Annotated in this window: 14 protein-coding genes; 9 read left to right on the top strand and 5 right to left on the bottom strand. The window is 41.8% G+C overall.

Going from position 1 to position 21,169, the window contains the following annotated elements; all coding sequences use genetic code 11:
- Positions 1-65: 65 nt before the first annotated feature.
- Complete coding sequence (locus Bovatus_RS10585) at positions 66-794, bottom strand: GntR family transcriptional regulator (protein ID WP_004321898.1); 729 nt, start codon at positions 792-794, stop codon at positions 66-68.
- A gap of 142 nt (positions 795-936) precedes the next feature.
- Here Bovatus_RS10585 and Bovatus_RS10580 point away from each other — a divergent pair, with 142 nt between their 5' ends.
- The 9 genes from Bovatus_RS10580 (at position 937) to Bovatus_RS10540 (ending at position 15,736) form a co-directional block, all read left to right on the top strand.
- Positions 937-2,667 carry a class I mannose-6-phosphate isomerase gene (locus Bovatus_RS10580; protein ID WP_004321895.1) on the top strand — a complete coding sequence of 577 codons (1,731 nt, stop codon included), beginning with the start codon at positions 937-939 and terminating at the stop codon, positions 2,665-2,667.
- Between the two features lie 33 nt (positions 2,668-2,700).
- Positions 2,701-3,801: an ROK family protein gene (locus Bovatus_RS10575; protein ID WP_004299396.1), complete on the top strand. Its 1,101-nt coding sequence runs from the start codon at positions 2,701-2,703 to the stop codon at positions 3,799-3,801.
- Positions 3,802-3,840: 39 nt separating this feature from the next.
- The gene (locus tag Bovatus_RS10570; RefSeq protein WP_004299397.1) at positions 3,841-6,888 is read left to right on the top strand and encodes a SusC/RagA family TonB-linked outer membrane protein; all 3,048 of its coding nucleotides are present in this window, start codon (positions 3,841-3,843) and stop codon (positions 6,886-6,888) included.
- A gap of 11 nt (positions 6,889-6,899) precedes the next feature.
- On the top strand, positions 6,900-8,504 hold the full coding sequence (locus tag Bovatus_RS10565) for a RagB/SusD family nutrient uptake outer membrane protein (RefSeq protein WP_004299398.1): 1,605 nt from the start codon (positions 6,900-6,902) through the stop codon (positions 8,502-8,504).
- Positions 8,505-8,533: 29 nt separating this feature from the next.
- Complete coding sequence (locus Bovatus_RS10560; RefSeq protein ID WP_004299399.1) at positions 8,534-9,673, top strand: SusE domain-containing protein; 1,140 nt, start codon at positions 8,534-8,536, stop codon at positions 9,671-9,673.
- A gap of 12 nt (positions 9,674-9,685) precedes the next feature.
- Entirely contained in the window at positions 9,686-10,912 is a 1,227-nt protein-coding gene (locus tag Bovatus_RS10555) for a glycoside hydrolase family 76 protein (protein WP_004299400.1), read from the top strand.
- A 3-nt stretch (positions 10,913-10,915) separates the two neighbouring features.
- Positions 10,916-12,115 carry a glycoside hydrolase family 76 protein gene (locus Bovatus_RS10550; protein WP_004299401.1) on the top strand — a complete coding sequence of 400 codons (1,200 nt, stop codon included), beginning with the start codon at positions 10,916-10,918 and terminating at the stop codon, positions 12,113-12,115.
- The gene (locus Bovatus_RS10545; protein WP_004299402.1) at positions 12,112-14,487 is read left to right on the top strand and encodes a GH92 family glycosyl hydrolase; all 2,376 of its coding nucleotides are present in this window, start codon (positions 12,112-12,114) and stop codon (positions 14,485-14,487) included. Before Bovatus_RS10550 ends, Bovatus_RS10545 begins: the two co-directional genes overlap by 4 nt.
- Positions 14,488-14,566: 79 nt before the next feature.
- The gene (locus Bovatus_RS10540) at positions 14,567-15,736 is read left to right on the top strand and encodes an MFS transporter (RefSeq protein WP_004299403.1); all 1,170 of its coding nucleotides are present in this window, start codon (positions 14,567-14,569) and stop codon (positions 15,734-15,736) included.
- A gap of 2 nt (positions 15,737-15,738) precedes the next feature.
- Here Bovatus_RS10540 and Bovatus_RS10535 read toward each other — a convergent pair whose 3' ends face one another.
- The 4 genes from Bovatus_RS10535 to Bovatus_RS10520 form a co-directional block, all read right to left on the bottom strand.
- Positions 15,739-16,317, bottom strand: coding sequence for a Crp/Fnr family transcriptional regulator (locus Bovatus_RS10535; RefSeq protein WP_004299404.1), 579 nt, complete (start codon positions 16,315-16,317; stop codon positions 15,739-15,741).
- A gap of 13 nt (positions 16,318-16,330) precedes the next feature.
- On the bottom strand, positions 16,331-17,686 hold the full coding sequence (locus Bovatus_RS10530; RefSeq protein WP_004299405.1) for an MATE family efflux transporter: 1,356 nt from the start codon (positions 17,684-17,686) through the stop codon (positions 16,331-16,333).
- A gap of 128 nt (positions 17,687-17,814) precedes the next feature.
- Positions 17,815-19,527 carry a PKD-like domain-containing protein gene (locus Bovatus_RS10525; protein WP_004299406.1) on the bottom strand — a complete coding sequence of 571 codons (1,713 nt, stop codon included), beginning with the start codon at positions 19,525-19,527 and terminating at the stop codon, positions 17,815-17,817.
- Complete coding sequence (locus Bovatus_RS10520) at positions 19,527-21,146, bottom strand: PL29 family lyase N-terminal domain-containing protein (RefSeq protein WP_004299407.1); 1,620 nt, start codon at positions 21,144-21,146, stop codon at positions 19,527-19,529. The genes Bovatus_RS10525 and Bovatus_RS10520 overlap by 1 nt, the downstream gene beginning before the upstream one ends.
- Positions 21,147-21,169 lie beyond the last annotated feature (23 nt).

Genomic DNA, 21,169 nt, shown 5'->3' with positions numbered 1-21,169 from the left:
AGGAAAGATAGAGATTTCAACTTCTAAAATAGCCTCCTTATATTATATATGTATGAACATATGGTCTATCTCTCTGCCTCTATTGTATAAGTAAAGCTGTCTGCCCGATAATATCCGACGTTGTATTCAATAGGTACTCCGTTCACATCATAAACAAATCTTCTCCTTATTAATATAGGGTCATTGGATTTTATCTCCAGTTTCTCTGCAATAAATTCCCCTGCAAGTCTGGCTGAAATCTCCTCCTTGCTGGTCTTTACCACTATATTATATTGGGTTTCCAGCATTTCGTATAATGGGCGTGTATAATCTTCCTCTCCGGTTAGTGGAATATTGGGGTTGAAATAAGAGATGAAGTAAACAAACGGATATTCTTTTTTTCCTCTGACACGCTCCATCACTACACAGCGAGTGTCGGGATTGGAACCTAAATCAAAGAATGTGCCGATTTCTTCGGTTGGACGCTTTAAACTGATATGCAGCTCGAAATTGCGAATCTCGATACCTAACATCTTCATCTCCTGTGAGAAACTAAGCCAGTTCTTTACTCCGCCTACGATACCTTTCTTTACTACCTTCGTTCCGTAACCTTTCTTTCGCACCAAAAGCCCCTCAAACACGAGTTTGTTGATAGCTTGTCTTAATGTGTTCCTTGAAATATGTAATTGTTCAGACAATTCGACCTCGTTGGGAAATAGCTTCCCGTTTTTGTATTCTTCAGATTCTATGAGTCTTCTTAGTATCTCTTCTGCCTGAATATGAAGCGGTTTATCACTATTATGATCTAATTTCATATCTATTCTGATTGGTTTATTTTCAGCAAATATAAGATTTATCAAAAAATAATCCAAGTTTTGTTTGGAATAAAAATAAAATCTATATATTTGCACAATTGAAAGTATGTATGAACATATAAAATTTAAAAACGCTATAAACATGAGAAAAGCTAATTATGATAAATTTCCTTCTACGAAGCTGACGGGGATGCTTGTTCAGGGTTGGGATAGTATCATTTCTATGTTAAAAAAGAAAATGGATGCAAGAAAAGTGCTGGCTGTGGATTTATATACAGGAGTATATGAAGAAGAAGTGCTGGATGCTTTTTCAAAAGAATTCTCCGGAAGAGTGATGAATGTACGTGATTTGATGAAACCGGAAAAAGAAATTCAAACGTTGACAGAACGCTTCATGACTGAAGATGTGTTATTCGGCTATGTTACCAATTTGAAGCTGGAAGATTATTTGGATGCGGATAAGGTGGCTGCTGCACGGAAGCAAATCAGTGAAGCGAAAGAAACCATTGTAATCATAGGTACGGGTGCTGCTGTTGTTGCTCCACAGGATGCGATGGTAGTTTATGCGGATATGGCACGTTGGGAAATCCAACAACGTTTCCGCCGGCATGAGGTAAAAGCTTTAGGTATAGACAATCGGAACGATGCTGTTTCTTTGCAATACAAGAGAGGGTATTTCAACGATTGGAGAGTATGTGATAGGTATAAGGAAAGATTGTTTGACAGGGTAGAATTCTGGATTGACACCCATGTGGCCGGGACACCGAAGATGATTGATAAGGATACTTTCTTTAAAGGGGTAGAGGCAACGGTGAACACACCGTTCCGGGTAGTTCCTTTCTTCGATCCGGCTCCCTGGGGTGGTCAATGGATGAAAGAAGTTTGCGACTTGGATCGTGAACGCGAAAATTTTGGCTGGTGCTTTGACTGTGTGCCCGAAGAAAACAGCCTCTATTTTGAGGTGAACGGAGTGCGCTTCGAACTTCCTTCGGTCGATTTGGTTTTGCTGAAAAGTAAAGAGTTGCTTGGTGAACCGGTGGAAGCACGCTTTGGAAAAGACTTCCCCATCCGTTTCGACTTTTTGGATACGATAGGTGGAGGTAATTTGAGTTTGCAGGTGCATCCTACCACTCAATTTATCCGTGATAGTTTCGGTATGTACTATACACAGGATGAAAGTTACTACATGGTAGATGCGGAAGAAGATGCCGTAGTTTATCTGGGAGTGAAAACGGGCGTTGATAAAGAAGCGATGATCGACGATTTGCGTAAGGCACAAAAAGGCGAATTGGTGTTCGACGCAGAAAAGTATGTCAACAAGATTCCGACAAAGAAACACGATCACTTCCTGATTCCGGGAGGAACGATTCATTGTTCCGGTGCGAATAGTATGGTACTTGAAATCAGTTCGACTCCGAACCTCTTTACTTTCAAACTATGGGACTGGCAACGTCTGGGACTGGATGGAAAACCACGCCCAATCAATGTGGAACGTGGTAAATGCGTAATCAACTGGAACCGGGATACGGAATATGTAAATGAACATCTTCGCAACCAGTTTAAAGAAGTGGCTTCCGGAGATGGGTGGATTGAGGAACGTACCGGATTGCATCCGAATGAATTTATCGAAACCCGCCGTCACCGTTTCTCGTCACCGGTGCTGCATCACACAAACGACAGTGTAAATGTGCTGAATCTGCTGGAGGGAGAAGAGGCCGTCGTTGAGAGTCCTACTCATGCTTTTGAACCTTTCGTGGTGCATTATGCCGAAACATTTATCATTCCTGCCGGGGTGAAAGAATATACCATTGCCCCGTATGGTAAATCTGCAGGAAAAGAATGTGTAACGATCAAAGCTTACGTACGCTTTTAATAATGAAATAAATCATCTAATATCTTGAGAACTATGTATGAACATGATGAACGAATCGTAATGACGCTCGATGCGGGAGGCACTAATTTCGTGTTTTCAGCCATACAAGGCTGTCGCGAAATAGTGGAACCTATTTGCCTTCCGGCAGCGTCCGACGACTTGGAGCGTTGCTTGTCTGTTCTTGTAGAAGGTTTCCTGGAAGTTGAGAAACGATTGCCGAGACTTCCGGTAGCTATCAGTTTTGCTTTCCCCGGGCCTGCTGACTATGAGCATGGAATTATTGGTGACTTGCCCAACTTCCCGGCCTTCAGGGGAGGAGCGGCACTTGGACCTTATTTGAGGGAACAGTTTGGTATTCCGGTTTTTATTAATAATGACGGTAATTTGTTTGCTTATGGCGAAGCCTTGGCAGGCACTTTGCCCGAAGTGAATAAACGCCTGAAAGAAGCAGGCAGCAGTAAGGTATATAAGAACCTGCTCGGAATTACGCTGGGTACAGGGTTTGGTGCCGGAGTGGTGATTGACAGCCGGTTACTGACCGGAGACAACGGTTGCGGCGGCGACGTCTGGATTATGCGGAATAAGAAATATCCCGAAATGATCGCGGAAGAAAGTGTCAGCATCAGGGCTGTCAGGCGAGTATATCAGGAATTGACCGGAAAGGATGCTTCTTCTTTGACTCCCAAAGATATATATGATATTGCCGAAGGGACTGCAGAGGGAGATCAGCAGGCTGCTGTCCGGAGTTTTAACGAACTGGGAGAGATGGCCGGTGATGCTATCATCCGTGCATTGGATATTGTTGATGGCTTGGTAGTGATTGGCGGAGGAGTGGCTGGAGCGGCTAAATACATACTTCCGGGAATTATGAATGAGATGAATCGGCAGATTGGCACGTTTGCAGGAGCTTCTTTCCCTTGTTTGCAGATGGAGGTGTTCAATCTGTCCGAAAAAGAGGCATTTGATAAATTTCTGGAAGAAAAAGACAAGATGGTGAAAATACCATTTTCGGAGAGAGAGGTACATTATGCCTGTCACAAGAAAATAGGCATTGCTGTTTCTACATTAGGAGCAAGCAGGGCTGTTGCTTTAGGGGCTTATTCCTTTGCTTTGTCCCAACTTAATATCTTATAATATATGATAACTCTTCTATTAATTCAAATATAAAATGTTATGAAACAATCTAATCTATTGAACGCGCAATTTGCCCGCCGGCTTTTCAGAACGGCATTTTCGAGTTGGCAATTATTGGCTGTTATGTTGATTGTTTGTATGAATGTGGCTGTTGGTTCCAAACTGTATGCGCAATCTAATACAATCGCAGTGAAAGGTAAGGTAATGGCAGACGGGGAACCCGTGATTGGGGCTACCGTGCTGGTGAAAGGTGTATCTACGGGTACGGCTACGGATATGGATGGAAATTTTTCACTGAATGTTGCTTCGAAAGCGGTATTGGTAGTTTCCTCAATAGGATATGAAACACAGGAAGTTCCGGTGAACGGCCGCCAGTTTATTAATGTGGTGTTGAAGTCGGATGTGGTTGCTTTGAAAGATGTGGTAGTGGTAGGCTACGGTGTGCAGAAGAAAGTCAACCTGACAGGAGCTGTGTCTTCTGTTTCTACGGATGAATTGGAAGGAAAGCCGATTTCCAATGTATTGGAAGCGATGCAGGGAACGACTCCCGGTTTGGTAATTCAGCAGGGAAGTTCTACTCCGGGTAGTGTACCTTCTATTAATATCCGTGGTTTGAATACAATGAACAACAATGATCCGTTGGTGATTATTGACGGAATTGAAGGATCGCTCGCCAATCTGAATCCGGCTGATATTGAGCAGATTTCTATTTTGAAAGATGCTTCTTCTACTGCTATTTATGGTTCACGTGCTTCCAATGGTGTGGTACTTGTCACTACCAAGAAAGGAAAAGCCGGTAAGGTAGAAATCTCTTATGATTTTATGTATGGTGTTCAGCAACCTACTTCATTGCCTAAGATAGCAGACTCGTGGGTATACGCTGAACTGTATAATGAAGCGGCTGTTAATTCGGGAAGAGCTGCAAAATTCACTCCCGAGCAGATTGCGCAATATAGAAATGGTGGTCCGAATGTAAATTGGGTGAAAGAACTTTATAATCGTAATTCTCCTCAAAGTTCACACAATGTTTCGATGACAGGCGGTAACGACCAGTTGTCTTACATGGCTTCTCTGGGTTATCTGGATCAGAGTAGTATGTTCAAGGGACCTGATTATGGTTATAAGCGCTACAATGCACGTCTGAATGTAAGCCATAAGGTGACGAATAACTTTACATTGAATTTGACTTCTCAATTTGCCCGTAATGACATTAAAGAACATGCTTACTGGACGGAATGGATTATCGAGCAGGCAAACCGCATGCCACCGATTTATCCGATCAAGAATGAGGATGGTAGTTATAATTATCCAGCCGGAAGTAACTCAAACGGTTTACAACGTTTGGAAGAAGGCGGTTATCGCCAGAATGTGAATGATGAATTATTGGGAACCATACAAGCCGAATGGGAAGTATATAAAGGACTGAAACTGATTGGAAGTGCTGGTGGACGCGTGTGGAATAATAAATTGCATGAAAACCGGAAAGCTTTTGAAGGTACGGGAGATACTGAAAACAAGTTGACCGAGCAATTCTACCGTTCCAAGAATATCACTACCAATCTGATGGTGACTTATAATACGAAGATAGGAAAGCACTCTATCGGTGGATTACTGGGGTATGCTTATGAAGGTTTCTCTGAAAAACAATTCTCTACCAGTCGTTTGACGGAAGATTCTAAATACGACATTTTTGTAGGTGATTTGAGTGGTGATAAGGTAAGTAATACAGGTTCGGGAAGTGACTGGGCTATCTATTCCGGTTTTGCAAGAGCCACTTATAATTATGATGAGAAATATTTACTGGAATTTAATATCCGTAATGACTACTCTTCTTATTTTGCTAAAGGAAACCGTTCGGGAGTCTTCCCTTCTTTCTCTGCAGGATGGCGTATTTCGGAGGAAAAATTCTGGTCTGTATTGAAACCGTATGTTCCTTCTCTAAAAATTAGAGGTTCCTGGGGATTGGTAGGTAATAACCGTATTGGTGCCTATCAATACATGCAGACGGTGTCTGTGACTAACGGCATCAGCTTCGGAGATAAATTGGCGCAGACGGCTACATTTGCTTCTACAAATCCTGATCTCAAATGGGAAACTACCCGTATGGCTAATATCGGCTTCGAATTGGGATTGTTGAATAATGATTTGAATATTACTTTTGATTGCTTCAATAATCGTACAAAAGATATTTTGGTGAATTTACCGGTTCCCGGATTGTTTGGTAATGGTGCCCCGATTCAAAACGCTGGTAAGGTCGAGACGAGAGGATGGGAATTATCAGTAAGTTATCGTTTGAAGACTGGTCCGGTAGTGCATAACTTCGCCGGAAATATTTCAGATAGCTTTAATGAAGTAATAGATACACGCGGTACGGAAATTATCGGTGGCTCGGATGTACAGACAATTATCAAGGAAGGTTATCCGTTGTACTCTTACTATGCATATCGTTCGGATGGATTTTTCCAGAATGAGGAAGAATGTCAGAAAGGACCGCACTTGGAAGGTATTACACCGAAACCGGGAGATATTCGTTATTTGGATAAGAACGGCGATGGTGTGATTAAACCGGACGATGACCGTTTTATTGTTGGTAATGACTTCCCAAGATATACTTTCGGCTTCACCTATGGTTTGGAATATAAAGGTTTTGATTTCTCGATGATGTGGCAAGGAGTAGGAAAACGTAACAAGTGGATGCGTGGTGAATCTGTAGAGGCTTTCCATAATAACAATGAAGGTCCTGTAATGGATTTCCATCAAGATCGCTGGACTCCGAATAATCCGGATGCTACTTATCCCCGTCTGACAATGGGTGCGGAATCTGCTAATAATGCAGCGAAATCAGATTTCTGGATTCAGGATGCTAAATACTTGCGTTTGAAAAATGCGCAGATTGGATATACTTTCCCGCAACAATGGATGAAAAAACTCTATGTCAAGAATTTAAGAATCTTTGCCAGTGTGCAGAATCCGTTGACTTTCACGAAGATGAAAGGCGGATGGGACCCGGAATATACCGGAGACGGTAGTGGTCGTTCTTATCCTGTGGCAAGAGTATATTCATTTGGACTTAATGTTAAATTTTAAACTGTACCGTGATGAAAACAACTATAAAGAATTTGATTTTATCTGCTGTTTTGGTAGTGGGCGGTGCCTCTTGTGTTGACTTGGATACGGCACCGTATGACAGAGAAACGGACTTGACTTATTGGGAAGAGGACCCTGAAGCAGCTGTCAAGGCGTTGAATACTTGCTATACCTATTTGGGAAATATGGACGAACAGCTTTATTGTGAAGCAATGACGGACAATGCTTATACCAAGCAACCGAACGATGCTACACAGAATATCGGTAATGGTTCATATTCTACAGCAGACCCTTACGTGAAAAAGGTTTGGGACGGACGTTATACGGGGATTCGTATGTGTAATGAACTATTGGAGAATATTGATCGCGTACCCGATTTGGATCCTGAATTGAAGAAACGTTATATTGGCGAGGCAAAAGTGCTTCGTGCTTATAATTATTATGAGTTGTATACGAAATTCGGCGATGTTCCTTATACTACCAAAGTGCTTTCCATTAAAGAAAGTATGTCGATTGCACGTACGGCCAAAGCCACTGTAATAGCAAATGTTTTGGCCGATCTGGATGAAGTGATTAACGGTAACTATTTGCCGACTTCTTATGATGCGGATAATAAAGGTCGGATTACCCGTTGGGCGGCAATGGCGATTAAAGCTAAAATCTATTTGTTTGAAGGTAATTGGACGCAAGTGAAAAATATCACTTCTACCATTATGACAGAGGGAGGCTTTAAACTCTTTGAAAGTTATGCAGGATTGTTTGAGATTGCTAATGAGTACAACTCTGAAGTAATTTTGGATGCACAGTATCGTCCGACTAGTCGTGAACATCAGATGATGTATGTTTTCCTGCCGCCCACTTTGGGTGGATATTCCCAGCTTTCTCCTTTGCAGGAGTTGGTAGACAGTTATATTATGCTGGATGGAAAAACAATTAAGGAAACAGGAACATCGTTTGATGAAAGTCATCCGTATGCCAATCGTGACCCACGTTTGAAGGCAACGGTGATGTACACTGGAAATTCTTATACTTTGGCCGACGGAACAGAAGTTGTTATCAACTGTGAGAAAGGTGAAGGTAAAGATGGTTATGGGGTAGGTTCAGACTGTTCGGCTACCGGTTATTATATTAAGAAATATTGGGATAATACGTATCGTGCTACTCTTTATTCTGGTTTGAATCCGATTCTGATTCGTTACGCTGATATTTTATTGATGAATGCGGAAGCATTGGCAGAATTAGGTGAACTGGATAAGACGGCTTGGGATGCAACTATTAAACCAATTCGTGATAGGGCCGGATTTACACTTGCTTCAGCACTGGAATTCCCAGAGGGAGCTTCTAAAGATAAACTGATTGAGATTGTGCGGAACGAACGTCGGTCAGAACTGGCATTGGAAGGACATCGTCATAAAGATATTATCCGTTGGAGAATTGCGGACAATGTATTGAATGGATGGTGTCACGGACTAAAGACAAATGATGTGGTAGGTACGGATGACGGATACGTTCGGGTTGAAAACAGAACCTTTAATGCAAATAGACATTATTTGTGGCCTATACCACAGGCTGAACGTGACTTGAATGGTAATTTGGAGCAGAATCCGAATTGGTAATTGGTTAAACGACTCAAAAAGGAATAATTATGAAAAAGATATTATGGATATGTTCAGTACTTCTGGCAATGGTATCATGCCAGGAAGATTATGAATTGAACGCAGATTTTGCGGTCCCTACGGAATTGAGTTCTCCTGCTTCTGTCCAGTTGGATGTGTCATCTCCAACGCCTGTTGTGTTGTCGTGGTCAGGAGGTGGCGCGGCAGATGGCGGAATTGTATTGTACGAGGTGTTGTTTGACAAGGCAGACGGCGATTTTTCAAAGCCGCTGGCTACGGTAAAAAGTGATTTGGGAGCTGCGACTAGTTTGTCAATCACTCATGCAGCTATTAATACGATTGCTAGAAATGCAGGCATTTATCCTTTGGAAACCGGAGATATAAAATGGACAGTAAACGCTTCGAAAGGTGGAGTAGTGAAGAGAACCGACAAGGTGGCTACCATCACAGTAACTCGTGGAGAGGGAATTGATAATATTCCGGCGGAATTGTATTTATATGGTTCGGCTACGGAAAACAGTGGACAGGGTGGAATTCCGTTCCGTTGTGTAGAAGAGGGTGTTTTCCAGATTTATACAAAATTGTCAGCAGGAAATATATCATTCAAGTCAGCTACTACAGGTGAAACGTTCAGCTATTATATTGATGATAGCTCGAAGTTAAGAGAAGGAGATGGTGAAACGGCAGTCGCTGCTTCCGAAGAAGTAACCCGCTTGACTGTGAACTTTAATACAATGGCAATGACGACGGAAAAAATAGGTTCTGCTGTTCGTTGTGTTTGGGGAGCGACATTTGGTGATATAGCTATATTGAATTATGTTGGAAACGGTAAGTTTGTGGGAGAAGCAGATATTCGCTTCCTTGATCCATCCAAACCGGAGACCGGCGCTCCTGATTGGTTAAGTTGGATAGAAGAACGTTACTACTTTTTAGCTCAAGTAAATGGTGGAACTATGTGTTGGGGTAGAGGTGATGGCGTGAGTGCCGAACGTCCGGTAGGTGGAGAACCTGCTTCTTTCTATGCTTTGTATGAATTCCAATGGAGTCAGTGGGATCATCTTTGGAAAATGAAAGGTAGTCTGGATTATATGCATGCGACTATCACTATCGATACGAATTCGGATGGATTGATGATACATACATTTACTAATGTGACTCCGATTAATTAATAAAACTAAGTTATGAAAAAGATAAAGACTATTTTAGCTATTCTTCCGGCACTATTATTCTCCTGTGCCGGAGATGACGTAGAGAAATATATCCCGCCTACACCGATTGCTCCGTCAGAACCCGGAGAGGAGGTCGTTTATCATAAACGTGCCAAAGAACAGTTTGACTTGATTAATCAGTGCTACCGGAACAATAGTGGGGCAACAGAAGGACTGTATAATGAAAATTATCCTAAGAAAGACGGGGATAATTCCGCTTCTTTCTTATGGCCGTATGACGGACTGGTTTCCGGGGCAGCAGCTTTACATGCCTTAGGTTATGATGTGAATTATGCAGATATGGTAGACCGGTTTGAAGTTTATTATCGTACTCCTAGTGGAGCTGTGGGTGGTTATGGCTCTCAAACCAATGGTACTACCGGTAGTGGAACACGTTTTTATGATGATAATTCTATTGTGGGGATTGAATTGGTAGAGGCTTTTAATTTGCTAAATAATCAAGATTATGTGACGAAAGCTAAAAGAATCGTTGAGTTCCTGCAAGCTGGTGAAGATGATACGTTTGGAGGAGGCCTTTGGTGGAATGAAGAGCAGAAAGGGCAGCAGGGAGTTGGTGATTCGAATAAACCGACATGCGCTAATGGATATGCAACGCTATTCTTGCTTGAATATTATTCTGTATGTCCTCAAGAGGAAAAAGCGGATGTGTTGGCTCTGGCAAAACGTTTATATGCTTGGACGTTGACTAACTTGCGTGATCCGGAAGATGGCTGTTACTGGAATGATAAACAAGCAGACGGATCCATTAATAAAACAAAATGGACTTACAATACAGGTGTGATGATTTCTAACGGAATCCGTTTATACAAAATAACGGGTGAGCAGACTTATCTGGACAGTGCCATTGCTTCTTCCGAAGGTGCGTATAATTATTTTGTACGTCCGCTTAATGGGTTGGCGTTGGCTTATCCCGATCATGATCCTTGGTTCACAACAAAACTGATCCGTGCATTTATTGATATTGAGCCTTATTATAAAAATGCAGGCAATTATATCAAAACATTCATCAACTTCCTGGATTATGCATACGAAAATGCCCGTTTATCAAACGGACTGTTCTATGAAGACTGGACAGGAGCAACTCCAAAACGTGCTGAACAGTTGTTGATGCAGGATGCTGCGCTCGAATCTTTGGGAATGATTGCTTTGTACAAAGGAGAAACAGTGACAGAGGAATAGGATATGAATAGTAAAATTAGAAATATAGCTTTATTTGTATCGACGGTATTCGTGCTTCTTTCTTGTGCCGGAGAATCAAAAACGACTCCGAATAAAGATAAGGCAGAAGAAATGTTTCAGCGTGTTTGGGAACTCTACAGGGTTCCCAAATACGGCCTCTTCTCTGAATATTACCCAAGCAGTCATCGTCCTGATCTGACTTATTTTAATGATTCCACCCGGCAAGCGCAGGAAGTTTCTTATCTGTGGCCTATGAGTGGTGTCTTTTCTTCGGCAGTGTTGATGGCTACCATCGAACCGGAGAAATATACGGTTTATGTCGATTCGATGGTGATGGCGATGGAGCGTTACTATGATACAACGCGTGTTCCTTTTGGTTATCAGGCTTACCCTGTTCAGTTTGGAAAGGTAGACCGCTATTATGATGACAATGGTTTAGTGGGTATTGATTATATTGATTCTTACCTGGTAACTAAAAATTCTCATTATCTGGAGAAAGCGAAACAGGTATTGACCTTTATTTTAAGTGGCTGGGATGAGAACTTTGAAGGAGCTGTTTCTTGGTTGGAAGGAGTGAAAGATCAGAAACCTGCCTGTTCTAACGGAAAAGCGATGGTGTTGGCTTTAAAACTTTATGAAGCAACTAAAGATGAGTATTATCTGGAGGTGGGAAAGAAGTTCTATCATTGGATTGATAAATATCTGAAAGATCCGGAAAGAGGAGTCGTTTGGAATTCATGGTTAACAACGACTTCGGCAGTATGCCCGGATTTGTATACTTACAATACTGGTACTTTGTTACAAGCAGCTGTAGCTTTATATAATTATACGGGTGAGCAGGCGTATCTGGATAATGCTAAATTTCTGGCAGAAGGAAGTTGCAAAGTGTTCTTTAAATACACGGAAGAAGGTATTCCCTATATTGCTGATTTACCTTGGTTTAATCTGGTTTTGTTTAGAGGTTATCACGATCTGTACAATGTTACGGGGGATTCAAAGTATGTGGATACGATGATAAAAGGACTGGATTATGCTTGGGAACATGCACGTGACCAGGCGGGACTGATGTATCATGACTGGACAGGGCGGACTGATGAAAAACGTAAGCCGAAATGGTTATTGGATGCTTCGTGTGTGCCGGAGTATTATGCACGTGTGGCGATGATTAAAGGAGAAGTTACAAACAGAAAAATAAATAAATGATGAAATTAAAATGGATAGGTAGCCTGTTGATTCTGGCAGGTGTTGTAGGGTGCAAAACACCTGATCGTCCCAATCTGGTAGAGTATGTGAATCCTAATATTGGAACTGTACATAGTCGTTGGTTTTTCTATACTCCGGCTGCGGAGCCTTTTGGAATGGCTAAACTGGGAGCTTCTACCAATGGAACTTACGGTAATAATCAAGGATGGGAAGCTATTGGTTATGAAGATAATCATACTTCGATTGATGGCTTTCCTTGCTTACATGAGTTTCAGATAGGAGGAATTTCACTGATGCCTGTAACGGGAGAAGTAAAAACAAATCCCGGAAAACTGGAAGACCCCGATAAAGGTTTCCGTTCCCGCTTTGATAAGAAAGATGAAACGGCGCGTCCGGGATATTACTCTGTATTATTAAAGGATTACCAGGTAAAGGCAGAACTTACTGCCACTGCTCGTGTCGGATTCCAGCGATATACTTTCCCGGAGACGGAAGCTGCTCATATTCTTTTGAATATTGGAAATCGTCAGGGAGAAAGTGGAGCTGTGCGTGATGCATATATCAAACAGATAGATGGAAATACTATTGAAGGTTACGTGATTACGGAACCGGAATATGTGAAGAAATATCAAGCGGGTTCATCAGTAGCTATGTATTTTTATGCAAAACTAGATCGTATTCCTGAATCGGTAGAGGTTTTTTATCAAGATAGTACTCTGAAAGCGGGAAATGAAATCAAAGGTGCAGGAGCTATTATGTGCCTGAATTATAAAACGAAAAAAGATGATGTAGTAAATGTAAAGATCGGTTTGTCATATACTTCCATTGAAAATGCTAAACTGAATCTGGAAACGGAAGCGAAAGACTTGATTTTTAATGAAGCTTTACAGTCAACTACGGATAAATGGAATGAATCCTTGGGACGTATTCTGGTTTCAGGAGGTACGGATGAAAGCAAAATCAAATTTTATACAGGATTGTATCACGCTTTGTTGGGCAGAGGACTTGCTAGCGATGTTAATGGAGCTTATCCCAAAAATGATGGAACAGTAGGGCAGATACCTTTGGGAAAAGAAGGTAAGCCGATATATAATCATTATAATACGGATGCAGTTTGGGGGGCTTACTGGAACTTGACTTCTCTTTGGGCACTAGCTTATCCGGAATACTACAATGGATTAGTTAACAGTCAGTTGCTGGTATACAAAGATGCTGGCTGGTTAGGTGATGGTATTGCTGCCAGTAGATATGTTTCGGGCGTAGGGACAAATATGGTGAGTATTACCCTGGCAGGTGCATACAATAGTGGTATTCGTGATTTTGATGTTGAAACGGCTTATCAGGCAGCTTTAAAGAATGAATTAGGCTGGGAAGGCCGCATTGAGGGGGCAGGTAAGATGGATGTGAAGCAGTTTGTAGAAAGAGGATATGTACCTTATGAGAACAGTGTTCATTATGGCACACATCCGGATGGCTCTACCTTTTCTGTTTCTCATACATTGGAATATTGCTTTAGTGCTTATGCTGTGGCGCAGTGGGCGAAAGCATTGGGGCATACGGATGATTACAACCGTTTGATGGAATTATCAAGAGGATGGGAAAAACTATTTGATGATTCATTGAAACTGGTTCGTCCCAGAGTTCCTAACGGTGAGTTTATTGATAACTTTAATCCGCTGGAGTCATGGAGAGGATTTCAGGAAGGAAATGCTGTACAATATACATTTTTTGTTCCTCAACATCCATATCGTTTGATTGAAAAAGTGGGTAAAGAGGAGGTTAATAATCGGTTGGATTCTATATTTACCGAAGCGCGTAAATCTATTTTTGGTGGCGGTAAGATAACTTATGCTTTTGCAGGTGTGGAGAGTCCTTACAATCATGGTAATCAGCCAAGTCTTCATATTCCTTGGTTGTTCAATTTCTCCGGTAAACCTTACCTGACACAGAAATGGACGCGCTTGATTTGTGATGAGTTTTACGGAACAAACGGAGAGCATGGTTATGGCTACGGTCAGGATGAAGATCAGGGACAGTTGGGAGCCTGGTATGTGATGGCGGCAATGGGATTGTTCGATGTACAGGGCGGTTCTTGTGAACGACCGACTTTCCAGATTGGCAGTCCGTTGTTTGATAAGATTGAAATCAAACTTAGTCCGATGAATGCGACGGGAAAAACGTTTGTGATTGAAACGACTGGTAATACACCGGATGCCTATTATGTACAATCTGCTACGTTGAACGGTAAACCGCTGGAACAATGTTGGATGTACCGGGATGAACTCTATAAAGGTGGAACATTGAAACTCACAATGGGTAATCAACCGAATGAAAAATGGGGAGTGGAAAATCCGCCTCATTGTTCTGAATAAACAGCTTATTTACCTCGGTGCCGATGTCGCTTGACAATGGCACCGGGGATTCTACATTTTATAATATAGTGAGTTAAACATGAAAACACAAAACTCTATTTATGCCGCCCTTCCCGTTCTCTTCGGGTTCTTTGTAATGGGCTTCTGTGATATAGTCGGCATTTCGTCCGATTATGTTCAACGTACTTTCAACTGGTCTCCTGTGATGACGGGATTTGTTCCTTCATTAGTATTTATCTGGTTCCTGTTTTTAGGTATTCCTATTGGAAATCAGATGAACAAATGGGGACGTAAAAATACAGTTCTTCTTAGTATGGGAATAACGGTAGTGGGTATGTTATTACCATTGATCGTTTATAATAGCGCGACTTGTATGATAGCTTATGCTCTCTTGGGAATTGGTAACGCTATTCTGCAAGTTTCACTGAATCCGTTGTTAAGTAATGTGGTAACTAGCCAACGTTTATTGACTAGTAGCTTGACGGCAGGGCAGGTAATCAAAGCTGTATCTTCTCTCGTTGGACCGGAGATTGTATTGTTGGCTGTAGCTCACTTTGGAGACGACAAATGGTATTATTGCTTCCCGATATTAGGTTTTATCACATTATTATCCGCTGTTTGGTTGATGGCTACCCCTGTTAAGCGAGAAGATTCCAGTGCTGCAACCCAGCAACTTTCTATCAGTGATACTTTTTCTTTATTGAAGGATAAAACGATTCTGTTGTTGTTTTTGGGTATCTTCTTTATTGTGGGGGTAGATGTTGCCACCAACTTTATCAGTTCTAAGCTGATGGCAGAACGTTTTGACTGGACGACAGAACAAGTGAAGTTTGCTCCACAAGTTTATTTTTTAAGTCGTACGGTAGGTGCTTTATTGGGTGCTTTCTTGTTGGCCCGTATCGCTGAAATAAAATATTTCCGTGTGAATATTGTTGCCTGTATTTTCTCTTTGCTTATTCTGGCCTTTGTGAAAAACGATATGGTAAATCTGATTTGTATCGGTGCTGTCGGTTTCTTTGCGTCATCCGTATTTTCTATCATTTATTCGATGGCTTTGCAGGCAAGACCGGAAAAAGCAAACCAAATTTCAGGGTTGATGATTACTGCTGTTGCCGGTGGCGGAGTAGTTACTCCAGTTATTGGGTTTGCGATTGGAACAGTAGGTGTTATCGGAGGCGTTTTTGTCACTTTAGCTTGTGTGTGTTATTTGACTTATTGTGCTTTTGGGGTGAAGACCGCGAAAGCCTAGTATTATTGCGGAGAAGATGCTATCTTCGCCCGAATCCTACTTAGCGACTGCGGAGTTATCCACAAGTAAGACGCAATATGTTTTAAAGGTACATATTGCAATAATTCCGGAGTCTCTTTGATAAGGTTGAGATAGCGTTCTTTAGCCCGTGGGCTTCCCGAGCTGATAAGCCAGTTCTCCTGTTGAAGAAACTGATGATCCATGAGGCGGAGCCCCAAATTAGCGAGTCCGATGGATGAGGCGAATAGCTGATTCAGAGCTGTTCGGGAAATACAATAGGCCACACTGTCACACATGACCTCAATATTTATTAATGAGTAGGCATTATCTACATAGCCCCAGACGGAGAAAGCAGCTTCTCCGTCTGAAGCAAACCAGATGGTAGTATCCACTCCGTCTTTATGATAATAGGCTCGCCATATTCCTGTCTTGATAAAATAAAGATTACAGTTCTTTGTCCCTTCGCGTACTATTAAATCTCTTTTTTTGAAATGTACCTCTTCCATATAGTTCAGTAGAGACTGTACATCGGTTTCAGATACCTTGTATCTATCGCAAAGTTTTTCAATGAATGTTCTCATATTGCAAAGATACTTATCGTCGGCAGACAATGAAACGATCTTTCAAATAAATTCCGAAAATATAGAAAGTGGTTAATAACTCTGCCAATGGTACGGCTAGCCAGATACCCGGTATACCCAATACCGGAGGGAGCGCAAAGAATCCCATCAACATAAATACGACTCCCCGGAGAAGAGTGATAATTGTTGCTCGCTGACCTCTTTCGACACTCTGATAATAACCAATGCCAATCATGTTGACGGCAAAGAAAATGAATCCTACTCCGAAATAAGGAAGCCCGTTTACTGCTATATCAAATGCAGCGTAGCTGCGGTCAATGAATAACGAAACGATGTCTTGGCAGCATAGTACGGTAAGAATGAAAAAGCTGATACCGCAGATTAAAGCGGTCCGAATGGCGAGATGCAGTGTCTTTCGTACACGCTCGGGTTGTCCGGCTCCGAAGTTATAGCTGATAATCGGCTGTGCGGATTGTGCAATGGCATTATAGACCATGAAGATGATAGGGAAGAAGTAACAGGCAATACTGAATGCTGCCACTCCGTCTTCACCGAGATGGCGGATGAAAACGTAGTTCCCCAGAAACATCATACAGGCAATGGAGGCTTCACTGATAAAAGCAGAACTTCCCAGTTTAATCATATAACCGATGTTGCGAAGAGTCAGTAACAGACTTTTGATACTTAACTTTATCCGGCATAGATGGAGGGTACGAGAGAAACGGAGTAAGTAAATCAGTGTCATCAACCCTCCCACGACAGTTCCCAGACTGGTGGCAAAAGCTGCTCCCATTATTCCCCAACCAAGTTCGAAGATGAATATATAATCCAGTATGATATTGAGTATGGCTGCAACCGCATTACACATCATGGTATAGGTGGGTGAACCGTCCAGACGGATGCAGAACATACCTATATTTAAGACTTCGTAGAATACGAGAAAAGGAATGTACCATGCCATATATTCTACAGCTAACGGCAACAATCGGTCCGAACTACCTAATAATCTGGCTAATGGCTCTATAAAATAAAGGCACAGAGCAGACAGGATAAGTATGAGCAATGCGGAAAAAGCAATTGCCTGAGTGATATTAATACTTGCTACTTTGCGTTTTCCCTGAGATAAATGAATGGAAGCCACCACCGAAGCTCCCACTCCGAACATCAGTCCGATACCCGCTGCGATCATAAAAAGCGGTGCAGTGATATTTACTGCCGCCAGCGCGTCACTGCCAATTCCTTTTCCTACAAATATCCCGTCCGTAATAACGAACAGAGCCGAGAATACCATCCCAAGTACCGTAGGAATTAGTAACTTACGGAACAACGTGGAGATGTTCATACTGCCGAAATCAATACTATCTTTCATAACTTTCTACCTTTGTCGTTGAAAATGGCGACAAAGGTAGGGTTATGGGAGGAGATAAAAATTACCATTTGGTAATTTTTATCTCTATATTTAATAGGGAAAAGAATCTCTTATGTATATTCTATCAATTATTTGAGCATGTTGAAATCCTTTATTCCAAAAACTTCAGTGGATATTTCACCCAACCAACCGCTTTTACTATTAACACCCACTTGTACTTTGATAAAATCAACGTACTTCAGGTTTGCATCCTTACCGTCGAAAGTTACAGCATGGGATATCTTGAAATGATTGTCAGACGGTCCGGCATTATAGTTGTCATCATCTGTCAGACGATCAATGGCGCTGAAATTATCAGCATATCCCCATTCATAACTATCATTTACCCAATAAGTACCATTACCGGATTGATCGTAATTACGCTCTTTCAGGCGAGTACCTCGCAAAGTATATTGTTTTTCCTTTACCCAGGCGGGATAATAATAATCTTGCCGGTGAAAAGCACCCAGATAATCAATAGACCCACTTTGACCATGATTGTCTGTCCATGGGGTGGGAAGCTGAATACCAGTTGGTTTATGATAGGTGACGGCATAGTCCTGCCAGGTTTCGGCTTTCCCATATTCGGATCCGCGCAATTCATACCAAGTGTCATTAGGTAACCCATCACCATTTTCGTCCTGCATTACCCATACAATTCCCGGTTCTGACGAACCATCAAAAGCGTTTCCTGTAATAGCAATGTTGTAATCTCCATCATTCACGATACTATGATCGAATCCAACGATGATGTATCCACCGAATCCGCCTAGGGAAACATAAGCCGTCTGATTGATTCGTTCTTCTGCATAGGTGCAGGCTTCTGCCATAGTTATTGTGTTATGATTCTCATTGATGAATTGACCGGGAGCCGGTAAATATTCATATACTTTGTTCATTGACGCAGAACTTGTGGCGCTAATCTTCCGCTGGTATGTTCCTGCGGGAGGGCAAACATTGACTTTTAATGTTTGCGTAGCGAGTATATATGAGTTCTTCATTTCGACCTTTACCGTGTGTTCTCCCTGCTGCTCGGATGTAAACAGATAAGTATCATTTTCTCCGGATTGCACTTGTTCATTGTCCACGGTCCATGTATAGACTGCATCCAGTGCATTATTCACGTCAACCGGTTTGATACGGATAGTTCTGCCGGCTGACATGTTATATTCCGTTTGCAGGAATGTCCAGTTGAAATCTACTTGATCCGGTGAACAAACTTCTACTTTGAAAGTTACTTCGTCATCGCCATCTTCATTGTGAGTAGCAAAACGAACTTGATATTCGCCAAGCTCGATTGTGGGGAGAGTACAGGTTAATTCGTTCGAAATATCTTCACCGTTTATTTGCCAGGAGTAACTGGTTTCCAGAAAAGAATCTACTATAGGTGTAATGGTTAGTTCAGAGCCTTGAAGCACTTTGAAACCTTTGTCGGCATCCGCAATAGAGATAGTAGGTACATCAAGTTGAAAGACATCGATACGTATCTCCTTTTCTGTTGTCCCTCCGGCATTGGTGGCAGAAATCAGAATGAAATACCTGCCTGCTTCATCGGCTGAAAATGTCAGGGTGGAAGTGGTACAGATACTCTTTCCATCTATTGTCCAGTTAAAGGTCGTTTCCGAATCGGTATTTTCATAAATGGGAGCGATGGTTATCTCCCGACCAATTTTTGTTTTATAGATGGAGGATTCTTCTTTCAAGGTAATGACAGGAGCGGAAAGAAGAGGAGAGTCCTCCTCTTCTTTCACGCATGATATTAATGCTAACAGAACAAATAAAAAAAGTATAATATGTTTCATTAGAATCTCACTGCTACATCATCATAAGCAAAATAGGCAGGTTGGCTGAAACCATATCCGTTATCATTACTTCCAGTGACATTAAAGTCTATTTTGACCACTTTGCCTAATGCGGATAAATCCCATTTTGTCCATTCAAGTATATTACCCTCGGCTCCAACCAAATAAAATTCCGGACGTGTAGCTACTTCTTTTCCATCTTCATCATAACCGATAGCAACCAGTTTCACCCAATCATCTTTGCCTGCGGGTGCGGTCAAACCGTTACCGTTGGCCACACAGTTGGCTAGGTAGGTCGTCATAGTCACATACATGTGGTCAACTACACGAGCAACTCCGTCTCCAAAGTAAATATAGGGTAATGGACCGTTGGCATATCCGGAATTGTCTGCATAGCCGTAATGTACGCAGAAGTTTTTGGAACCATTATGTCCTCCAAAACCAGTTTTTGCATCCTGATAATAAACGGCTAGTTGGTGCTGGAAGTCTCCATGAGTAAGATCCATATCCAGATAATTGGAAATTGCGTGTCCGCCACCCCAGTATTGGTAATCACCCCATCCGTTAGGAAGTTCGGAAGCAAGAAAAGTGTTGTTTGCATCACTCCAGTTATAGAGTTGGTTATTCTTAGGATAAAGTAGTGGGCCACCATATTGTTGGCTGTCAATTAATGATGACCAGTTTCTTTCTCCTACCATGTTAGCATCACCTTTATAATCAACATCCTCGAATGTCAAGAAGTGTGCTTCACGCACTGCTCTTAATTGCATTTTTATTACTTTACCGAAAGCTTTGGACGGAGTGACAAGTATTTTAAGTTCACCATCTTTGACATCATCACCTGAAACTGCCGGAGCTGTGATTCTTAAGTCTTTATCATTAAGAACCGCTGTCCATCCTTGCGGAATAGCAATTAATGTTGCGTCGTCTATATTGGCAGTTGTAAGAAGATACGTCCTTGTTTCATTAGACGAGAACAAGGTATAATCCCTATTGGCAATGTCAAATGTATATGTTTCCCCTTTGGGCAATGTGAACGACGTTCCATCTGCAAGAGTAACTAGTACATGATTGTCATTAACTGTAACAGATTTGAAGAAAGAGTCTCCGTCTTGTCCTTCCGCTTTCACAGGTTTTCCGTCTGTTCCGTTAATACGTTTGGCTCCTTCGCCTGTATCAACGGTCCAGTATCCGTCACTATCAACTCCCATAACTGGAGTTGTACCTGTCACTTTTAACTTGTTAGTTGCATCCGGCAGCCATTCTGTAGTACCGTTGGTAGTAATGGTCCAGTAATATATTCCGTCTTCGTCAGCTTTCACTCCAATCACAGGAGCATCTGTACCATTCTTTCCATTTTTGATAGATACGGTGCTTCCATCACTGAAGGTTAATGTGTAGCCATCAGATGTCTGTTCCGTGTTGGTGATTACTTTCCCTTGATTTAATGCGTCTACCAAACTCTGTAAAGTTGTAATTTCAGAGTTCATTTTCTTGACTGTTGTTTCTAGTGTTTCTATTCGTCCGTCGAGATCATTGACTTTATCCCAGAGATCATCGTCATTGTAGCAACTGCATACTGTAACGACAGTGAGCAGTAAAAATAGAATTTTCTTCATTGCTTTTGTTTTTAATTATTAAT

It is taken from the genome of Bacteroides ovatus, assembly GCF_001314995.1.
Classification (GTDB): Bacteria; Bacteroidota; Bacteroidia; order Bacteroidales; family Bacteroidaceae; genus Bacteroides; species Bacteroides ovatus.
The sequence above is the reverse complement of the archived record's forward strand: the minus strand, read 5'-3'. Positions and strand labels throughout refer to the sequence as shown.